Here is a 13,813-nt window from a genome sequence, read left to right on the forward strand (position 1 = left end):
AATTACGCCGCGCGCGATTGGCTCAGCGTGAAGGCAAGCAGATCACCATCGGTAGGCTCGCCCCAGGTCTTGCGAGCCAGCCAATCGAAGAAAGCCGTTTCGACGATCTTCGAATCCAGCCCGCGACGACGCCAGTCGTCGCGCATGTGCGTGCCGAGTCCCGGCAATTCATCTTCTTCGAACGACTGCCGCGCGATATCCCGCTCGGACTCACCTTGTTCGTCGTACAACTCGCGCGCTTCCTTGCGGCGATACGCCGAATACTCTCCTAGCAGGCGCGCCTTGAGGTCGTCGGCCGGCGCGGCAACCGCAGCCTTGCCGCCAGTACCCGACGGCAGCGCTTCGACCGGCGGCGCGTAACCTTTCTTCAACGCGTCCTTGAATAGTGCCGGCGCGCTGCGCACCGGCGGCAGCGACGTGCTGCGCATGCGTTGCTCGGTCATCTGGAGTGCGGCGCGAATGCGATTTTCTTCGCTGTCAGCGTAGAGCGTTTGCGCTTCTTTCAGCGGGATGCCGATCTTCACCATCCGGTCGACCAGCGTACTGTCGAACACGTTCGGATGTTCGTCGAGCGCGAGCATCGGCTGCTTGCGTTCGGTCACGCGGAACTGGATCTCGGCGACCCGCCGTCCTTCCCGGTGCTCGATCAGTTCGACAAAGATGTTGGTGACGGCGTTGACCTCGGCAATGGCCGGCCGCAAGTAATCACGCTTGAAGTACTTGTATTCCCGCTTCGCTTCATCGCCCGCTTCCGTGTCCGGTGTGCCGGAGAGGATAGGGCGCCACCATTCCCACGTCTCGCGCATTGTCAAATGGCTCGGATTCGTCAGATAGCGCACGCAAATCTCGTACAGCGCGAGGCCCGCGCTGCTGCGCAGCTGGCTTTGGAACTGGAGACTCAGGCGAGCGTACTGAACCGGATCGAGCAGCTTTTTCTTGATCTTCGGCGCAAACGAGAACTCGACCCAGACACGGCGGGTGGTCGGGTCTTCGAGAATTTCCGCGTCGGCAATCAGCGTGGAAATACCCCATTTCCGGCCCGGCTTCTGACTGGACGTGCCCGTGCTCCATTCAACCTGCACCGACACCATGCGCCGCAAGTGCTCCTTGACGAGCGCGGTGTCGTTGGAATCAAACGCGGAGTTCGCGACGATGTCGGACAGCAAGGCCCGATACGTGTCGCCGGATTCGTCCGCTTGCTGAGCGACGGCGAGGAGCACGTTGAACAGCTTGCGGGTAAGGAGCGTGATTTTGCCGCTCTTGGGCTGAATCGCGATCGCCTCGACGGCTTTGCGCAACTCGGCCGAGCTCGGGCTGACTACGTCGGTCTTCTTCGCGCGCTTCGTGGCCATGCGTCGGGTCGAGGAGGGATTTGGCGAGAGCATACCGGCTGTGGTGATACGCGTCTATAGCGTGGATCTCACCGTTGCGGGTGAAGCGAGTTTACGAGGCGCAACTCACCTCGAGCAACTCCCGAAAACCTTCACCTCAGCCGTTTGGCACCAGGTTCGGGCCGTCCTTGCAGGTCGCGGGCCTGGCAATTTCGGACCATTTCTGCTGCAAGCGCGAACGGGGGCCATTCGGTCCCGAATCTTCTCACCTCAAAAAAAATCTGGTGAATTTTGACGGGGCCGCTACGGACTGGGTCCTCGCACGGCCGATCAAACCGAGGAACAAGTTTTGAGCATCATTTCACTGGAGGACAGCGGCCGGCCGGCGCGATTGCGAGACGCCTGCGCGCGAACGGTCGAATCGATGCCACGGTAACGAGCAACCCCTCGTCGCATACGTGCGGCTCCAAGCCAAGAGCGTGCTAACACAGCTACAAGCCTTGCCCGCGCCCGTGGGACCGCTCCGTACACGGCTCCCGCGTAACCGCGACGCGGCCTACCAGCGTTCCCCTGCAGGCGTCGCGAGCCTTCCAACCACGTCTCCAGTCTGGTTCGACCCCGCCTGGGTTTCATGCCTTGGTGCACGACGACTCGTGCAACGGCCTCAGACGATGTTCGAGCAAGGCGTCTTGAGCCAATAAATGGGTCGGTTCACTCCGCTCATAGCCCCTGAAAAACCTCACCTTAAGACTGGCGAAGCGCTCGGAACGACGCGGCTCTCAGACGTCTTGTGCTCCAAAAGCACCGAAAAACCGTCCCGAAAAACCTCACCATAGTGGCATCAGAGAGTGCCCCGTCACCTCAATTACGTGCCCCCGAAAAACCTCACCTTTGTGAATCACAACAATAATCCGCCACGTTTTCAATGACTTAGGCGTGCCACTCCGGCACCATCGACCGCGACCACTCCCGGAAAACCTCACCTCAAGACCCATTTCAGAGGAATCAGCCATTTCCGCTCGCGACCGCCGCGGTCCTGAAAAATCTCACCGTTCGATTTCCGCGACCGTTAAATGCAAGTCACGTTGGCAGCGTCAGCAGGGCCTTTCCGGCCGATAAAAGCCATTTTGGTCCCGTATCTCCTCACCTGAACGATCGTCTGGTTCCCAAACACCTCCTGAAAAACCTCACCTTTGACCCAGATCAGGTGCATTTCACGAACGGCAGATCGCACAAAACCCGCCTCCCGAATTTCCTCACCTTTGGACCACGGCCATCGAGCCACTCATCGGCGCTGACCCCGACATTCATGACAAAAACCCGGCCCGCTCCCGAAAACTCTCACCTTGGGCATCGAAATGCACAGAAATAAGGCAAAAACGCCGCCTTATCCCGTAGAGCCTCACCTTCGGTTCGCGTTTTCTCCCGACTTGGCTCACCAATGGGGTTAACCAGCTCAAAATACAGCCCAAAACAGGGAGGCAATCACATCCCGAAAGCGCTCACCCTCGCCCAGGCCAAGCCTCAAACCGACTGTCGAGCACTGCCGGGCGATCCACGGCATTCAGGTCCTGCAAAACCTCACCTTTGGCTGTGCCGCACTTTTGGGGTGGTTCCTGAACCCGCTCACGTTCTGTCCCGGACCCGCTCACCAAGGCCCCCGAACCTCATCACTCGACATTCCCGCAAGACCTCACCACATCTCCCGCAAAGCTTCACCTTACCGGGCTGAAGTCCTTGCCAGGTAAGGCTTTGCCGTGGCGTTAACGTTTTTAACATGGGTTCAAAGGTGTTTACTTTTATTACTCTCTAGAATTCCCCCCGCGTGTCCTTCGGACAAAGTCTCAAACCCATGCAACCAACACGACGCGTGTCGTGAAACAGTGCGCGATCGTCGTAAAGGCTTTAAAAGCCCTTTCTTTACAAGAAGTTATTGGCTATTCTTCGTTTTGTTTCACGGAAAAAACCCGCTAGCACAAATCCGCCGCCTCACGTTTGGTAGCAAGACAGCCCTTTTCTCCATTCCGTACCCTCGACCAACAAATACGTAGCAAACAGTACGTAAATTGTTATGATTCATCCAATTTCGAGCGACATCGAGGCATACATGAATCTGGATCAGGAACGGCAATCCATTCGGGACGAGCTTGAAGTGCTGCGAGCCAACGGAGCGCGGCGGCAAGAACTTTCGCTGCACGCATGCAAACGGCTTTTTTTTGATCTGGGCATTCGCCCGTCCATGGCCGCGGTTCGTGATCTGACCCAGACCGGTAGCGCGAGCGACATTCCAAAGGACATCGACCACTTCTGGGAGCGCATCCGGAATGTGTCGCGTGTGAAAGTCGGCGCGGGTGCTATCCCGAAAGCACTTGAGGATCGTGCCGGCGAGTTGCTAGGTGCACTTTTTGAAGAAGCCGTCTCACATGCGCGCACTACACTCGACGACGAGCGCGAGGAAATTCGTGCGCAAGTCGCCGCCGCTGACCAGCGCGCTCGAGACGCGGAAATTCGCCAGCAAGCATCGGAAGACGCGATCAAGCGCAGCGAGTTGCGAGCCGAGGCGGCTTGGGAACGTGTTCGCGCGCTCGAGACTGAGCTGTCGAACGCGGCCACGCACGGAAATGCTCATCAGGAAGGTTTACAGGCAACGGTGCGTCGGCTCGATCACGAAAACGAGGCGCTTCGTCAACGGCTCGACAACGAATTCGCGAACAACGCGACGCTGAGAGACCGGATCGACGCATTGCACGTCGAATTGCGCCAAAGCACCGAGCACTATGCGCAGCAGATCAAGGACGCTGTCGCCGAAGCCGAGCGACGCGTCAAGCCGATGCTGGTCGAGCTTGACTCGTTGCGCAGCATGGCGGCCACTTACCAGTCGGGGGTGCGCGACGCGAGTCGCAAGGAATTTGAGTTTATTCAGCAGATCGCCGCGGCCAAGGCGCGCGGCGACCGGCTCGACGCCCAACTGCGCGAGCAATCCGATGAGGTAGATCGGCTCACCAAAGAAGTCGCCGTTTTGCGCGGTCAGCAAGGGATCGATCCGGCGATTGCGAATCTGCTCTGCTCGCTAGTCGAAGCCGGCCGCTTGACGGGCGACGAATTGAGGGCGATCGGCACGGCCGCGGATGGTCACGTCGCCCTTCCGCTGCGGTGCCCAAAATGTGAGGAAGGTGAGCCGGAACTGTCGCAAGTGAATCACCGCTTCGAGCTGCAATGTCCGGAGTGCGATCACTCATCGGGCCTCGGCGAATCAAGGCTGGAGGCGGTTAGCCGGTTTCTGTCGAGCGATCCGATTGCCGAGTCGTCAGGGGTTTGACGCGGTGCACTAGCGGATAAATCGGCAAAGGTGAGGAAATTCGGGACTTGAAAGGTGAGGAATTTCAGGACTCACCGACTCCCCTATTCCTCGTCAAATGCCCGTCGCGTCTAGGTGCGGGTAAGGGCGTGACCGCTGGATCCGGAACGTCGGCGGCGGGAGAATCCTGCTGATCCATCCAGTTTTGCCAAGCTCGGTACAGACGGTTAGCCGACACCGCCTGAACAAAGCCCAGCCATTGGCCGACCAGTTCCGCCTCGACTCCACTTTCGAACAGATCCGCCGCGAACGTATTCCGCAATGTTTGCGGACTGGCACGCGACGCCCGCGACTCGGCGATCCCGGCTCCGTCGACCAAGGCATCGACCGCGCGCAGCATGGTGGCTTTATGCATGGGCCTTCCGGAAGGCGACGCGGGAAACACCAGATTGCCGGCCAGTTCCGAGAGCCGCCGTTCCACAAGCCACGCGTCGAGAATCGCCGCGGCGAACGGCGCGAGCCGAGTGCGCCGTGTGAGCATCGGGTTGGCTGACTCGATCGTCACCCAGGGCGTACCGGCGTTCACGCAACTAACCGTAAGCGCGGCGGCCTCGCCCGTCTTCAATCCGCCACCTAAAAACACCGCGATCAGAGCGCGGTCGCGCCGCTCCCTCCAACGTTGCGCTGCAGACAAATCCGGCAACGGCGAAAACAGATGCGCAATCAGCGTCGTTCTTTCCGCGTGACTGAGAAAGCCGGTCGGCTCGTTATCGCGTGCGTTGCGCCACGCTGCTTCGCCATCCTGAGCAATGAAGCGCGCCGGATTGGTCGAAGCGGATTCGATTTCGCGCACATGATCGAGCACTCGCTCGATCAGCCGCAAATACCGCACACGTTGAGTCTTTTTAACGTCGAGACCAGCGACGAACTCGGCAATTGCATGAGCATCGACCGTGACGAGACTTTTCTGGCGCACGCTTAGCCATTCGAGAAAAAGCCCCCATTGCGCCTGATAGACCTCAGCGGAGGAACGGCGGAAATGCTGCTTGGCAAGCCATGCGTCGAAAGCGATTTGCGGATCGCGACGCCAGTCTTCACGTTGCTGATCGAAGAGATCCGTGGACGGCGCCGGACGTGGGACCGAGTCGGTCAGGTGAGGAGGTGACATGAGCTTTCTTTCTGTTAGTTGCACACATTGTAGGTGGCAACCGATGGAAATGCAGCCGTCGGTCAGTCGCCCCAGGCGCGTGCATGTTTGAGAGGCGCGTTCTCCGACGACGGCTGCGCAGCGCGACGTGCCGCCTCCTCATAAGCACTGACCGCGAAGGCGAACACCGCCGGCAGTGCCGTGGACGTACCGAAATCCACCGCCTCGTCCGTCTCGGGGTACGGCAGATCGGACGGCCGTTGAAAGAGGCCCAGCATCACTGCGTCGTGCCGGCTGGCAAAGCCGAGGTCAGCCAGCGCTTCGGCTTCAATGGCATGCAGCAGACGCCAGCTGAGCGGTACCTCCTGGACGATGTAGCGCGCAGCGATATTGCGCACGATGCGTTCGAGATCGCGCGCCGCGGTTTGATAGCGCAGCGCGGCCAGAGCATGGTCGGTCGAGTCGGTTGTCAGGTTGTTCATGATCGGCTCCAGTCGATACCCTGTACTGTACAAATATACAGTGTTGGATGCAACCTCGGCCGGAGTGTCGATTCCGCCAACTGCTAGCCACGGTGCGCCGAAAATCAGCCGTGAATCACCACTAGCAGCGCCTTCGCCTCGCCCTTTCCAGCGTTGCGGATCGCGTGCGGCTCGTCGGCGACATAGCGCGCGGTGTCCGCTGACTTCAGCCGCTTCGTCGCACCTGCCGCCTCGATTTCGATCGATCCTTGCAGCACGGTCAGATGCTCGCGCGTGCCGGGTTCGTGCGCATTCGACACCAGTGCCCCGCCCGGTTGCAGTGTCAACTCGTACCATTCGAATTTGCCGGCCAGCTCGATCGGCCCCCACACGCGTAACTGATACCTGGCGTCGTGCCCACTCAACGTGGGAATCTCGTGCGGACCGGAGACGGCGATCGCTTCCGGCGTCTTTTGCGGCGCAAATAACGAATCGAGGCTCACGCCCAGCGCATTGGTCAGACGCCACGCTACCGCAATGGTCGGATTGGCCTTGTCGCGCTCGATCTCCGAGAGCATCGATTTCGACACGCCGGCCGCGCGCGACAGATCGTCGAGCGTCATGCGCCGTTCGGCGCGCAAACGCTGAATCTGTTCGCCGACGCGCGGCGGCGCCGCGACTGCCGGCACCGACGTTGCGCCTGAAGTGGGCGCCGCGTTGGCTGCGGCGCGGCGGATACCCGAACTTGCCATTTCCTGACCCATCGTTTAGAGTTGTTCGACATACCGGATTTTAGTTCGGAAAAACGAAAATATCCGATAAAACTGACAGCCGACTATAACAGGCCGCCTCGTGGTCGCACATGCCGAACACGCTGACACAGGCGCCATCACCCATTTCAGGAGTCTGGTTCATGCGTGACCTTTACCTCGCCCATCTGCGCGGCACCCTCGAGCAGATTCGCGCCGACGGCTTTTACAAGAACGAGCGCGTGATCGCCAGCCCGCAATCGGCTGACATTCGTTTGGCTAACGGCACCGACGTGCTGAACTTCTGCGCGAACAATTACCTCGGCCTCGCCGGCGACGCGCGGCTGATCGACGCCGCCAAGCAGGGCCTCGACAACGACGGCTTCGGCATGGCGTCCGTGCGTTTCATCTGCGGCACGCAAACCGTGCATAAAGATCTGGAACACGCGCTCGCCGCGTTTCTGCAAACCGACGATTGCATCCTGTACTCCAGCTGCTTCGACGCAAACGGCGGTCTGTTTGAAACCTTGCTCGACGAAAACGACGCCATCATCAGCGACGAGCTGAACCACGCGAGCATCATCGACGGCGTGCGGCTTTCGAAGGCGAAGCGCTTTCGCTACAAGAACAACGATCTCGCCGATCTCGAAGCGAAACTGATCGAAGCGAAGGCCGCGGGCGCACGCTTCACACTGATCGCGACCGACGGCGTGTTCTCCATGGACGGCATCATCGCCAATCTCGCCGGCATCTGCGATCTGGCCGACCGTTACGGCGCGCTCGTCATGGTCGACGATTCGCACGCGGTGGGTTTTGTCGGCGAACATGGGCGCGGCACGCCGGAACATTGCGGCGTGCTGTCGCGCGTCGACATCATTACCGGCACGCTGGGTAAAGCGCTCGGCGGCGCATCGGGCGGCTACGTGGCCGCGCGCAAGGAGATCGTGGAGTTGTTGCGGCAGCGCTCGCGTCCCTATCTGTTCTCGAACACGCTGACACCGAGCATCGCCGCTGCCTCGCTGAAAGTGCTCGAACTGCTGGCGAGCGAAGAAGGCGCGCAACTGCGCGCACGTGTGCGCGAAAACGGCGCGCACTTCCGCAGCAAAATGAGCGCACTCGGTTTTACGCTCGTGCCCGGCGAACATCCGATCATTCCGGTCATGCTTGGCGACGCGCAACTTGCTTCGAAAATGGCCGACGCACTGTTGAAAGAAGGCGTGTACGTGATCGGCTTCTCGTTCCCGGTCGTGCCGAAAGGCCGCGCGCGCATTCGCACGCAGATGAGCGCTGCCCATACGCCGGAACAGATCGACCGCGCGGTGGATGCATTCGCGCGGGTCGGCCGCGAACTCGGCGTCATTTAAAACGGAGGCGCACATGAAAGCATTGGCAAAACTCGAACGCGCTCCCGGCCTCACGCTCACGGACGTCAAGAAACCCGAAGTCGGTCACAACGACGTGATGATCCGCATCACGCGCACGGCGATTTGCGGCACCGATATTCACATCTGGAAGTGGGACGACTGGGCGCAAAAAACGATTCCCGTGCCGATGCATGTCGGTCACGAATACGTGGGTGAAATCGTCGAAATGGGCCAGGAAGTGCGTGGCTTTGCGATCGGCGATCGCGTGTCGGGCGAAGGACATATCACCTGCGGTTTCTGCCGCAATTGTCGCGCGGGCCGCCGGCATTTGTGCCGCAATACGGTGGGTGTCGGCGTGAATCGCGAAGGTGCGTTTGCCGAGTATCTGGTGATTCCGGCCTTCAACGCCTTCAAGATTCCGCCCGAGATTTCCGACGACCTCGCCGCGATTTTCGATCCGTTCGGCAACGCCACGCACACTGCGCTGTCGTTCAATCTGGTCGGCGAGGACGTGCTGATTACCGGCGCCGGACCCATCGGCATCATGGCGGTGGCGATCGCGAAACACGTGGGCGCGCGCAATGTCGTCATCACCGACGTCAACGACTATCGCCTCGAACTCGCGCGCAAGATGGGCGCGACGCGCGCAGTCAATGTCTCGCGCGAATCGTTGCGCGACGTGATGGCGGATCTGCACATGGCCGAAGGTTTCGACGTCGGGCTGGAAATGTCAGGTGTGCCGAGCGCGTTCACCAGCATGCTCGAAGCAATGAACCACGGCGGCAAGATTGCGCTGCTCGGCATTCCGCCCGCGCAGACCGCGATCGACTGGACCCAGGTGATCTTCAAAGGCCTCGAAATCAAGGGCATTTATGGGCGCGAGATGTTCGAGACCTGGTACAAGATGGTCGCGATGCTGCAAAGCGGCCTGGATCTCTCGCCGATCCTCACGCACCATTTCAAGGTCGACGACTATCAGGAAGCGTTCGCCACGATGCTCTCAGGCGCGAGTGGCAAGGTCATTCTCGACTGGACCGCCGCGTGAATTAACACGTGGTGAATCTGCTTTGACGCGCGCTATCGTAGCAGCGCGCGCACAGCGCAAAACGCCTGGTTCAAAACGCCCGCACCGCGCTCAACCGCCTGTGGGCGTTTTGACGAATTCGGCCTGAACGCGCACATGAATATCATCGCCGACGGCCGGATACCACGTCGCCAAACCGAACTTCGCGCGGCTGAAATGACCCTCGGCGGAAAAGCCGAGCGTGTCTTTTTTCGTGAGCGGATCGGGAGCAAAACCGTTGAAGGTGACGTCGAGCGTGACCGGTTGCGTGACGCCGCGAATCGTCAGATCGCCAGTCAACGTGCCGCGCGATTCGCCCGTGCGCTCAAAACGCGTGCTGACGAAGCGAATCTCCGGATAGCGCTCCACGTCGAGCATGTTGGCGCTCTTCACCATCTTGTCCAGCAACGGCACATTCGTATCGATGCTTGCGGCGTCGATTGTCACCGATGCCGTGCTCTTGTCGAGACCGCCTTCGTTCCAGTCGAGTTCTCCCTTCTTGCGATCGAAGCGCGCCGTGAAGCGTGAATACTTGAAGTGATCGATGTCGAAGGTAATGCTGCAGTGATCCGGATCGATTTCGTAGCGGCCGGGCGGCACGCGCGTTTCGTTCTGGCTGACCGTGTGCGTAAGCACTTGCACAGGCGTGCAGGCCACCGCCGTCAATAGCGTTGCGCTGAGCAAGGCGCGCGCTAACGTGGCGCAGAGAGTCAGTGTGCTCATGAAGTTGGTTCCCGTTGACCGATCGTGCACAAGATAGCAGTTCGCGCGTCCTGCCTGCAAAAACGCAAAAGACTTGACGAAGGAGAATGATCGTTCTACCCTTCGTCCATGGCTACCGAAACACACATTGAATCAGTCACTCCCGGCAGCGCGCGCGAGCGCCTGCTGGACGCGGCTGAGGCGCTGATCTACGCCGGCGGCATTCACGCAACGGGCGTGGACGCCATCGTCAAGCAGTCCGGCACGGCGCGCAAAAGCTTTTACACGCATTTCGAATCGAAAGATGCGCTCGTGGCGGCCGCGCTCGACCGGCGTGATGAGCGCTGGATGAACTGGTTTATCGCGGGCACGCAGCGGCATGGCAAGACGGCGAAGAAACGCCTGCTCGGCATGTTCGAAGTGCTGCGCGAATGGTTTGCATCGGAGGATTTTCACGGTTGCGCGTTTCTGAACGCGTCCGGTGAGATCGCCTCCGCGGACGACCCGATCCGGATCGTCGCGCGCCATCACAAGGAACGCCTGCTGGCGTTCGTGCGAACCGAATGCGATGCATTCGCGGCGGAGTCGGACATCGACGCTCGCCGCGCGGCGCGCCTGTCGCGTCAATGGCTGATCCTGCTCGACGGTGCCATTGCCGTGGCTTTGGTGAGCGGCGAGCCCGATGCCGCCCTCGACGCGCAGACCGCAGCCCAAGTCCTGCTCGACGCGGAGTGCGCGGACGAGCCAGGCATACCGCCAAGCAAACGACCGCCGTTCCGGCGAACCGCAACCTGACTGAGGAACCATCATGGCCGACTCGATTGAAACCCGCCCGCCTCTGCCGCCCTTCACACGCGAAACCGCGATCCAGAAAGTGCGTGCCGCTGAAGACGGCTGGAATACCCGCGACCCCGAGCGCGTGTCGCTCGCTTACACGGTGGATAGCGTATGGCGCAACCGCGCCGAATTCACGAATGGTCGCGCGGAGATTGTCGGCTTGTTGCGCCGCAAGTGGGCGAGAGAACTCGATTACCGTTTGATCAAGGAACTGTGGGCGTTCACCGATAACCGCATCGCCGTGCGTTTTGCCTATGAATGGCACGACGATTCGAACAACTGGTTCCGCTCGTACGGCAACGAGAACTGGGAATTCGACGAACATGGACTGATGGCGCGCCGTCACGCGAGCATCAACGATATGCCGATTCGCGAAGCCGACCGTCTTTATCACTGGCCGCTCGGCCGCCGCCCTGACGACCATCCGAGCCTGTCCGATCTCGGCCTTTGACCTTCGGCGGGTGAACGCGTGAGGCGCGTTCACCGCTCTGCCATCGGTTCTCCGTTACTGTTGTGTCTGCGCTACCGGGCACGTCTTGTGCCCGCGCGCCCGAGCGTGTCCTCAACATCGTGTGTGCGGCTTGAGGTACAGTGCGCGACGGACGGCAAGCAGGCATACCCAGAACATAGATGACGCCGGCGCTCGACCGGTGGCGGAGAGGACATGCATTTTCGGCAGATCAACAAGAACATTCGACGTACCGCAGTAGCGCTCATTGCCAGCTTCGCCGCTGCCACCGCCGCGCATGCCGGCGACTGGTGCGAGGGCGGCATATGGGTCGACGCCATGCTGGGTTCATATCACATCAACCCCGACCCGAACACGCACTTCGAGCAGTTCAACCCGGGCCTCGGCGTCGAATGCTGGCTCAATAACCAATGGGCGTTGACTGCCGGCGGCTTTCGCAACTCGTTGCGCCGGCCTTCATATTACGGTGGCGGGGTATGGGCGCCGGAATTCGCGCACTGGGGCATTGTGCGGATCGCGGCCATCGGCGGGATTATCTCGGGCTATAACTACGGCAACTGGGGCTTGGGCCGCAACCACACGGTCGGGCCGGTGGTCGCGCCTATCGTCATGGTCGAGTACAAGCGCGTGGGCGCGAACTTCATTGTGATTCCGCCGATTCCGTCAGATGATCTTCCGTTCACGATCGGCTTTCAGTTGAAGGTGAAGTTCTAACCGAACTATCGATACCGCGATAGCTTGCGGTCATCCGAAGACGCCACGCAACCAGCAGCCCGAGCTAAACCTTCCGCCGACTACTACGCGCCGCAATGCGCGCAACGATCGGCACCACACGCGGATTGAACGCCGGAATCGAACTACCACGGCATTCAGCGCGAGCGACGATTGTATCGATAGTGATTCGCGCGACCGCGCGTTGCGCCCGCATCGCGAAGTGCTTCAGACGGCGATCGCTCACTGGATGCCGCGCCCAGATCAGCGCCGCGAACCAACCGATCACCGTCCATCCGAGCAGGATGTTCACCATGGTCACCGCAAAGGCGTCTTTCCGTTCTCTGGCGTCCGCAATCATTGCGGGCACCAGATACAGCATCAGCGCACCCAGAACCGCTGCACTTTCGATAATCTTCAACATTTCGACACCTCGTTACAGCCCTGGTACGCACACGACTTCAGATTAGTGACCTGCGTACACGCGACCGAACGACTGGTCCGGTTGACGGCTGCCGGATTCCGAGGACGACGTTACGACGCCACCGTACGAACTATTGACTGAACCGACTGCGTCGTTGCGTTCTGCTGCGACGGTTTGCGCGCTTTGGCCGCGCTGCGAAGCGGGGGCGCCGACCGACGGACGATACGAAGGTGCCGGCCCGTAGCCGCTAGCAAATGCGGGAGCAGCGAAAGCAGTAGTGGCTGCGACGAGCAAGGCTGCGAGAAGTTTGCTTTTCATGATGAACCTCCAATGCGATTTTTTAGAAGCACCGCGAATCGGGTGAGACGCGCGTTGCTGACAAAATGCAGTTTAGTCGGCGCCTATCTTTTTTCTATGCCGATAGGTTGAAATCACAGTTGCCACAAACCGAACAATGGGACGAGACGCGGCCCATGGCGGGATTCCGGGCATCCCGGCACTTAAAAAGCCGATTACGAATGGTTTGCCGGTGGCCGAAAACAGGGAGTCGCCTGCGGTGATAGCATCCCGACGGTTAAGTCGTGACAACGACAAAGTGTGAATCCGGTCTGCGAGTGGAGATTCGAAATGTCATCACGTATCGACAAGTCTTCGCTGGTGTTCGACAGCATCGAAAACGATGAGCACAACCGGTGCGTGGATCTGTTCCTGCGTTCAGACAGCACCTACGGATTTGAAGAGTTTCGCCGCGATGTTGAAGACGGCGGAGCCTGGACGCCGGTCCAATACTATTCGGGTGCCGTGTTTGCTTCGAAGGAAGAAGCACTCGACGCCGCAATAAAAGCAGTCGTCTGGCTTGCCGATAGGGTCGCTCGTTGAGGTGAGCCGTTCCAGGATGGTGAGGATTTCCAGGAGATAGCGCCACACCGGTGAATGGTGAGGAATTCCAGGAGACGGCACCACCACGATCAAAGGTGAGGAATTCCAGGAGGTTACTTCATTACGTTCAACGGTGAAGCTTTCCAGGAGACAGACAGCTCAAACTTGCTGAGAGGTGAGCAGTTCCAGGAGCGGGAGCCGCACCATAGTCAAAAAAAAGACGTCAAGGTGAGCCGTTTCATGAGACAACCCGGCAAAGGTGAGCGATTCCAGGAGGTGAGTCATCGCCGCGTTGAATTCGCACCGAAGATAAGGTGAGGATTTCCAGGGAGTTCGATTCATAGCGCCGACGGTGAAGCATCAAGCGCCCAAGCACCT

At 60.0% G+C, this 13,813-nt stretch carries 14 protein-coding genes; 7 read left to right on the forward strand and 7 right to left on the reverse strand.

Translation table 11 applies throughout. The features are described 5' to 3' along the window. Positions 1-2: 2 nt before the first annotated feature. Positions 3-1,352 carry a replication initiation protein gene (locus B0G73_RS13590; RefSeq protein ID WP_106281512.1) on the reverse strand — a complete coding sequence of 450 codons (1,350 nt, stop codon included), beginning with the start codon at positions 1,350-1,352 and terminating at the stop codon, positions 3-5. 2,086 nt (positions 1,353-3,438) lie between these two features. Between B0G73_RS13590 and B0G73_RS13595 the strand changes: the two genes are divergently transcribed. Further along, positions 3,439-4,650, forward strand: coding sequence for a DNA-binding protein (locus tag B0G73_RS13595; protein WP_106281872.1), 1,212 nt, complete (start codon positions 3,439-3,441; stop codon positions 4,648-4,650). A 64-nt stretch (positions 4,651-4,714) separates the two neighbouring features. Here the strand turns inward: B0G73_RS13595 and B0G73_RS13600 are convergent, their stop codons facing one another. The 3 genes from B0G73_RS13600 to B0G73_RS13610 form a co-directional block, all read right to left on the reverse strand. Then, positions 4,715-5,797 carry a tyrosine-type recombinase/integrase gene (locus tag B0G73_RS13600; RefSeq protein WP_106281513.1) on the reverse strand — a complete coding sequence of 361 codons (1,083 nt, stop codon included), beginning with the start codon at positions 5,795-5,797 and terminating at the stop codon, positions 4,715-4,717. Between the two features lie 62 nt (positions 5,798-5,859). Beyond that, positions 5,860-6,258, reverse strand: a complete 399-nt coding sequence (locus tag B0G73_RS13605) for a DUF2471 family protein (RefSeq protein WP_106281515.1) — start codon at positions 6,256-6,258, stop codon at positions 5,860-5,862. Positions 6,259-6,362: 104 nt separating this feature from the next. After that, the gene (locus B0G73_RS13610) at positions 6,363-7,001 is read right to left on the reverse strand and encodes a helix-turn-helix domain-containing protein (RefSeq protein ID WP_106281516.1); all 639 of its coding nucleotides are present in this window, start codon (positions 6,999-7,001) and stop codon (positions 6,363-6,365) included. A 149-nt stretch (positions 7,002-7,150) separates the two neighbouring features. Here B0G73_RS13610 and B0G73_RS13615 point away from each other — a divergent pair, with 149 nt between their 5' ends. Then, on the forward strand, positions 7,151-8,350 hold the full coding sequence (locus B0G73_RS13615) for a glycine C-acetyltransferase (protein ID WP_106281518.1): 1,200 nt from the start codon (positions 7,151-7,153) through the stop codon (positions 8,348-8,350). Between the two features lie 13 nt (positions 8,351-8,363). After that, positions 8,364-9,395, forward strand: coding sequence for an L-threonine 3-dehydrogenase (gene tdh / locus B0G73_RS13620; protein ID WP_106281520.1), 1,032 nt, complete (start codon positions 8,364-8,366; stop codon positions 9,393-9,395). Between the two features lie 90 nt (positions 9,396-9,485). Here the strand turns inward: tdh and B0G73_RS13625 are convergent, their stop codons facing one another. Next, entirely contained in the window at positions 9,486-10,136 is a 651-nt protein-coding gene (locus tag B0G73_RS13625) for a YceI family protein (RefSeq protein WP_106281522.1), read from the reverse strand. A gap of 108 nt (positions 10,137-10,244) precedes the next feature. Between B0G73_RS13625 and B0G73_RS13630 the strand changes: the two genes are divergently transcribed. The 3 genes from B0G73_RS13630 to B0G73_RS13640 all read left to right on the forward strand — a co-directional run bounded on the left by B0G73_RS13630 (position 10,245) and on the right by B0G73_RS13640 (position 12,135). Further along, positions 10,245-10,910 carry a TetR/AcrR family transcriptional regulator gene (locus B0G73_RS13630; protein ID WP_106281524.1) on the forward strand — a complete coding sequence of 222 codons (666 nt, stop codon included), beginning with the start codon at positions 10,245-10,247 and terminating at the stop codon, positions 10,908-10,910. A 13-nt stretch (positions 10,911-10,923) separates the two neighbouring features. Then, positions 10,924-11,403: a nuclear transport factor 2 family protein gene (locus B0G73_RS13635; RefSeq protein ID WP_106281526.1), complete on the forward strand. Its 480-nt coding sequence runs from the start codon at positions 10,924-10,926 to the stop codon at positions 11,401-11,403. 213 nt (positions 11,404-11,616) lie between these two features. Further along, positions 11,617-12,135 (forward strand): hypothetical protein, encoded by a 519-nt coding sequence (locus B0G73_RS13640; protein ID WP_106281527.1) that lies wholly within the window; start codon positions 11,617-11,619, stop codon positions 12,133-12,135. Positions 12,136-12,199: 64 nt separating this feature from the next. Here B0G73_RS13640 and B0G73_RS13645 read toward each other — a convergent pair whose 3' ends face one another. Both B0G73_RS13645 and B0G73_RS13650 read right to left on the reverse strand, forming a co-directional pair. Next, a complete protein-coding gene (locus B0G73_RS13645) occupies positions 12,200-12,556 on the reverse strand; it encodes a superinfection immunity protein (RefSeq protein ID WP_106281529.1) in 357 nt (118 codons plus the stop codon). A gap of 42 nt (positions 12,557-12,598) precedes the next feature. Next, a complete protein-coding gene (locus B0G73_RS13650; RefSeq protein WP_106281530.1) occupies positions 12,599-12,874 on the reverse strand; it encodes a hypothetical protein in 276 nt (91 codons plus the stop codon). A gap of 309 nt (positions 12,875-13,183) precedes the next feature. On the opposite strand from B0G73_RS13650, the gene B0G73_RS13655 reads away from it, so the two are divergent. Further along, positions 13,184-13,435: a hypothetical protein gene (locus B0G73_RS13655; RefSeq protein WP_106281532.1), complete on the forward strand. Its 252-nt coding sequence runs from the start codon at positions 13,184-13,186 to the stop codon at positions 13,433-13,435. Positions 13,436-13,813 lie beyond the last annotated feature (378 nt).

Origin of the sequence: Paraburkholderia sp. BL25I1N1 (assembly GCF_003002025.1) — a bacterium.
Lineage (GTDB): Bacteria > Pseudomonadota > Gammaproteobacteria > Burkholderiales > Burkholderiaceae > Paraburkholderia.

Coding starts and splice junctions, on each gene's coding strand:
- B0G73_RS13590 (WP_106281512.1), bottom strand. CDS start 1,352: ATGGCCACGAAGCGCGCGAAGAAGACCGACGTAGTCAGCCCGAGCTCG.
- B0G73_RS13595 (WP_106281872.1), top strand. CDS start 3,439: ATGAATCTGGATCAGGAACGGCAATCCATTCGGGACGAGCTTGAAGTG.
- B0G73_RS13600 (WP_106281513.1), bottom strand. CDS start 5,797: ATGTCACCTCCTCACCTGACCGACTCGGTCCCACGTCCGGCGCCGTCC.
- B0G73_RS13605 (WP_106281515.1), bottom strand. CDS start 6,258: ATGAACAACCTGACAACCGACTCGACCGACCATGCTCTGGCCGCGCTG.
- B0G73_RS13610 (WP_106281516.1), bottom strand. CDS start 7,001: ATGGGTCAGGAAATGGCAAGTTCGGGTATCCGCCGCGCCGCAGCCAAC.
- B0G73_RS13615 (WP_106281518.1), top strand. CDS start 7,151: ATGCGTGACCTTTACCTCGCCCATCTGCGCGGCACCCTCGAGCAGATT.
- tdh (WP_106281520.1), top strand. CDS start 8,364: ATGAAAGCATTGGCAAAACTCGAACGCGCTCCCGGCCTCACGCTCACG.
- B0G73_RS13625 (WP_106281522.1), bottom strand. CDS start 10,136: ATGAGCACACTGACTCTCTGCGCCACGTTAGCGCGCGCCTTGCTCAGC.
- B0G73_RS13630 (WP_106281524.1), top strand. CDS start 10,245: ATGGCTACCGAAACACACATTGAATCAGTCACTCCCGGCAGCGCGCGC.
- B0G73_RS13635 (WP_106281526.1), top strand. CDS start 10,924: ATGGCCGACTCGATTGAAACCCGCCCGCCTCTGCCGCCCTTCACACGC.
- B0G73_RS13640 (WP_106281527.1), top strand. CDS start 11,617: ATGCATTTTCGGCAGATCAACAAGAACATTCGACGTACCGCAGTAGCG.
- B0G73_RS13645 (WP_106281529.1), bottom strand. CDS start 12,556: ATGTTGAAGATTATCGAAAGTGCAGCGGTTCTGGGTGCGCTGATGCTG.
- B0G73_RS13650 (WP_106281530.1), bottom strand. CDS start 12,874: ATGAAAAGCAAACTTCTCGCAGCCTTGCTCGTCGCAGCCACTACTGCT.
- B0G73_RS13655 (WP_106281532.1), top strand. CDS start 13,184: ATGTCATCACGTATCGACAAGTCTTCGCTGGTGTTCGACAGCATCGAA.